Origin of the sequence: Flavonifractor sp. (assembly GCF_019422385.1) — a bacterium.
Lineage (GTDB): Bacteria > Bacillota > Clostridia > Oscillospirales > Oscillospiraceae > Flavonifractor > Flavonifractor avistercoris.
In genome coordinates this window covers 1-4,572 of record NZ_JAHZDL010000130.1, presented here as the reverse complement: position 1 = coordinate 4,572, position 4,572 = coordinate 1, and the positions used below count along the sequence as shown (strand labels likewise).

General features: G+C 66.7%; 4 protein-coding genes. All 4 read left to right on the top strand.

The window, feature by feature from the left end:
• Positions 1–143: 143 nt before the first annotated feature.
• The 4 genes from QZ378_RS12225 (at position 144) to QZ378_RS12210 (ending at position 4,258) form a co-directional block, all read left to right on the top strand.
• Entirely contained in the window at positions 144–740 is a 597-nt protein-coding gene (locus QZ378_RS12225) for a hydrolase (protein WP_087242292.1), read from the top strand.
• Positions 733–2,118 carry an MATE family efflux transporter gene (locus QZ378_RS12220; RefSeq protein WP_291258465.1) on the top strand — a complete coding sequence of 462 codons (1,386 nt, stop codon included), beginning with the start codon at positions 733–735 and terminating at the stop codon, positions 2,116–2,118. Before QZ378_RS12225 ends, QZ378_RS12220 begins: the two co-directional genes overlap by 8 nt.
• A gap of 79 nt (positions 2,119–2,197) precedes the next feature.
• Positions 2,198–3,646, top strand: coding sequence for a copper amine oxidase N-terminal domain-containing protein (locus QZ378_RS12215; protein WP_291258464.1), 1,449 nt, complete (start codon positions 2,198–2,200; stop codon positions 3,644–3,646).
• 87 nt (positions 3,647–3,733) lie between these two features.
• Complete coding sequence (locus tag QZ378_RS12210) at positions 3,734–4,258, top strand: shikimate kinase (protein ID WP_291258463.1); 525 nt, start codon at positions 3,734–3,736, stop codon at positions 4,256–4,258.
• Positions 4,259–4,572 lie beyond the last annotated feature (314 nt).

Below are 4,572 nucleotides of genomic sequence, written 5' to 3'. Positions count from 1 at the left end.
AAATTGAGCTACACAACCAATTCCTTGGTGTGTAACTCAATAATAGGGGCTGCCCGGCGGAAAAAGAGGGGGTGACAGGGTGGTTTTTGGCGGCGGGGTGTGGTATACTGGGCTTTACGAGATCAGGGAAAAGGAGACAGCCCATGAGCGCCAAGGAAGAATTTATCCAGATCTACCGGGACAGTATCCGCCGGGAGGGGGCGGACGCCCTGCTGGACTATCTGGAGCATAAGAGCGACTTTTTCACCGCCCCTGCCTCGGCCCGGTACCACGGGGCCTGGCCCGGCGGCCTGTGCGAGCACAGCGTCAACGTCTACCGGTGCCTGGCGGCCTACCTGGAGCGGGAGCGGGTGAAGGAGCTCTACGGCCTGGAGTACTCGGCTGAGAGCATCGCCCTGGTGGCCCTGCTCCACGACGTGTGCAAGACCGGCTGCTACAAGGCGGGCACCCGCAACGTGAAGGGCCCCGACGGCAGGTGGCAGGCGGTGCCCACCTTCTACTACGAGGACAGCCTGCCCTACGGCCACGGGGAGAAGAGCGTGTACATCCTCTCCGGCTTCCTCCGCCTCACCCGGGAGGAGGCCATGGCCATCCGCTGGCACATGGGCTTCTCCGGGGACGAGGACAAGCGCCTGGTTGGCCAGGCCCTCCAGCAGTATCCTCTGGCCTTCGCCCTCAGCGTGGCGGACATGGAGGCCACCTATTTCCTGGAGAATGAGGAGGCGAAGCCCCTTGGCTAAGCGCGAAAACGACCTGGGCCGGGATCCGGTGGGCAAGCTGCTGCTCCGCCTGGCCATCCCCACGGTGACGGCCCAGCTGGTCAACGCCCTGTACAACATTGTGGACCGCATCTACATCGGCCACATTCCGGAGGTGGGGGATCTGGCCCTCACCGGCCTGGGCGTCTGCTTCCCGGTGATCCTGTTTGTCTCCGCCATCTCCGCCCTGGTGGGCATGGGCGGCTCCTCCCGGGCGGTGGTGCACATGGGGGAGGGGAAGATGGAGCTGGCCAACTCCATCCTGGGCAGCTGCACCACCCTGCTGGTGGTGCTGGGCGCGGCGGCCATGGCGGCCTTCCTGGTGTTTCAGGAGCCCATGCTCTACCTCTTCGGCGCCACGGAGGAGACCATCGGCTATGCCATGGACTACCTGACCATCTACCTGTACGGCTCCATCTTTGTGGAGATCTCCCTGGGGCTGAACTACTTCATCACCGCCCAGGGCTTCTCCACCATGGGCATGGCCACGGTGCTCATCGGCGCGGTGATCAACATTGTGCTGGATCCGGTGTTCATCTTCGGCTTCGGCATGGGGGTGAAGGGCGCGGCCCTGGCCACCATCACCGCCCAGGGCGTCTCGGCGGTGTGGGTGGTGTGGTTCCTGCGGGGGAAGCGCACCAGGCTCCGCCTCCAGCGGCAGTACCTGCGGCCCAGCTGGAGGGTGCTCGCCCCCGTGCTGGCCCTGGGCGTGTCCCCCTTCATCATGCAGTCCACCGAGAGCCTCATCAACATCGCCTTCAACTCCTCCCTGAAGGCCTACGGCGGCAACCCGGCGGTGGGGGCCATGACCATCTGCTCCAGCATCATGCAGGTGTTCTCCCTGCTGTCCCAGGGCCTGTCCCAGGGGGCCCAGCCCATCATCGGCTTCAACTACGGCTCCGGCCAGCTGGAGCGGGTGAAAAAGACCTTCCGCCTGCTCTTCATCACCTCGGTGGTCTACAGCTGCGCCACCTTCGCGGCGCTGCAGCTCTTCCCCGGGCTGTTTGTCTCCCTGTTCAACGACAAGCCGGAGCTGGTGGAGATCTCCGTTTGGGCCCTGCACGTCTATGCCGCCGGCCTGTTCATGCTGGGCGTCCAGTTCTCCTGCCAGCAGGCCTTCGTGGCCCTGGGCCAGACCCGCATCTCTCTGTTCCTGGCCCTGCTGCGCAAGGTGATCCTCCTCATCCCGCTGATCTTCCTCCTGCCCCAGCTCTTTGCCGACAAGGTGCTGGGCGTGTTCCTGGCCGAGCCGGTGGCCGATATCCTGGCCGCCTCCACCACCGGCATCCTGTTCTTCTGGCGCTTCCCCAAGATTCTGGAGCACCGGCGGCAGGAGCTGGCCCAAATCAACCGTTCGTAGAGTCCTTTCCCTTGCAAGACAAGGGATATGGTGCTATAGTTGATGTACTACTTTGAGAAGAACAGGAGGAATTCCAATCATGAGACGTTTCTGCAAGCGCGCCCTGGCGGTGCTCACCGCCGCGGCCATGCTGAGCGCCGGCTCCTCCGCCCTGGCGGCGGAAGGGGATGCCGGCATCTCCGTCCAGCTGGACGGCCAGACCCTGACCTTCTCCGACGCCGCCCCCGAGGCCAGGGACGGCCGCACCTTCCTGCCCGTCCGGGCGGTGTTTGAGGCCATGGGCGCCCAGGTGAGCTATGACGCCGCCGCCGGCGCGGTCACCGCCGTCCGGGACGGCACCACCGTCACCATGACCCTGGGCTCCACCGAGGCCTCCGTCACCATGGACGGCATCACCACCCCCGTGGTGATGGATGTGGCCCCCTACGCCCACGACAACCGCACCTACGTACCCGTCCGCTTCGCCGCCCAGGCCTTCGGCTGCATCGTGGGGTGGGACGCCGACGACCGGACTGTGATCCTCATCGACACCGAGAAGCTGGTGGAGGACACCATCGCCAAATACGACTACACCCTGCTGGAGAAATACCTGGCCTACGGCCAGACCTACTCCACCGGCATCTGGGACATGGAGGCGGCCTTTGACGCGGAGCTGGCCCTGGGCGTGGCCCCCATCACCATGGACGGCGAGCTCACCGGCACCGTGGCCGACGGCATGCGGATGGACGCGGCCATGGCCCTGCGGATGGATCTGCAGGAGCTGCTGGGCAGCCTGACGGAGGGCGCCGGGGGCGGCATGAGTGCCACCGACACCGCCCTGCTGGACAGCCTGGCCGACGAGGGCATCGCCATGGACATCCGCGGCGATCTGGAGCGCGGGCAGCTCTACTTCCGCTTCGGCGGCGACTTCATGACCACCGCCCTGGGCGTGGACGAGAACACCTGGTTCTCCATGGACATGGCCGCCATGTATGAGGCCATGGGCATGGACTACAGCGGCCTGCTGTCCATGGCCGCCGGCGACGTGGACTACTCCGGCCTGCTGTCCACCCTGCTGGCCCTGGCCGTCACCGAGCCCACTGACAAGGACACCGCCTACAGCGACCTGTCCGCCGCGGTGGATCTGGCGGCCCAGCTGCTGCGGGACGACGCCTGGACTGTCAGCGGCAATGACCGCATCCTCCACTACAGCCTGGAGCAGGGCGGCGCGTCCGCCGATCTCACCTTCACCCTCACCCTGGACGGGGAGGACGTGACCGCCTACGATCTGTCGGCGGAGATCACCGCCACCGACCCGGACAGCGGCCTGGCCGTGAGCCTGACCGTGGCGGAGGCCATGGACGCCGACGGGAACATGACGGCCAACCTGTCCATGGGCATGGGTGACATCCTGTCCATGACCATGGACATGACCGGCGCCTATACCCAGGGCACCTCCGCCCCCGAGACCCAGCCCCCCGAGGGGGCCGCGGTGGTGGATCTGCTGGAGATGGGCACCGCCGTCCCCGAGGCGCAGCCCGCGGAGTAAGGGCTCTGCCATAACCGGACATACCAAAGGCGGAGGGACGCCACCGGGCGTCCCTCCGCCTTTTTATCCCATGTGAGGTGATTTTTTGTGGACAATGTGACGCTCATCGGCATGCCCGGCTCGGGCAAGAGCACCGTGGGGGTGCTGCTTGCCAAGGCTTTGGGCTATCAGTTTGTGGACACCGATCTGCTCATTCAGCAGCGGGAGGGGGCCCTGCTCCAGGACGTCCTGGACGCTCTGGGGGTGGAGGCCTTCCTGGATCTGGAGGGGGAGGTGCTGTCCGGCCTGGCCTGCACCGGCACCGTCATCGCCCCCGGCGGCTCCGCCGTGTGCCGGGAGAGGGGCATGAAGCGGCTGAAGGAGCTGGGAAGGGTGGTCTACCTCCACGTGCCCCTGGCGGAGCTGGAGCGGCGGGTGGACAACATCACCACCCGGGGCATCGCCATGGCCCCCGGGGAGACCCTCTCCCACGTGTTCGCCCAGCGGGAGCCCCTCTACCGGAAATACGCCGATCTCACCGTGGACGTGGAGGCGGGCCGCAGCCTGGAGGACACCGTGGCCGCCGTCCTGGCCGGCCTGCGCGGCGCGGTACGTCAACCGACAAGCCCGTAGGGGCGGATCGTATCCGCCCGTTTGCCCCCGGAACCACCGGCCCGTGGCGCGCGACGACCCGGCGCACCTAATGGGGCCCCCGCGGCGACCCAACGAAGTGGTCGGCGTGGGGAGAAGGAGGCCCAGCGGAGGGAATGAGCTTTCGCGTTTACGCGGAAGCGAACGATCCGCAGCTTGGGCCGACGATGTAGGGGCGACCTGTGGTCGCCCGCTGGACGTCGGGGGCTTCTTTCGTGGGGCGCGACGACTCGGCGCGCCATCCACCTGCCAGGGGGCCCCTCGCGGGGCGCGCCGCTTTTTTGAAGGTGGCTTCG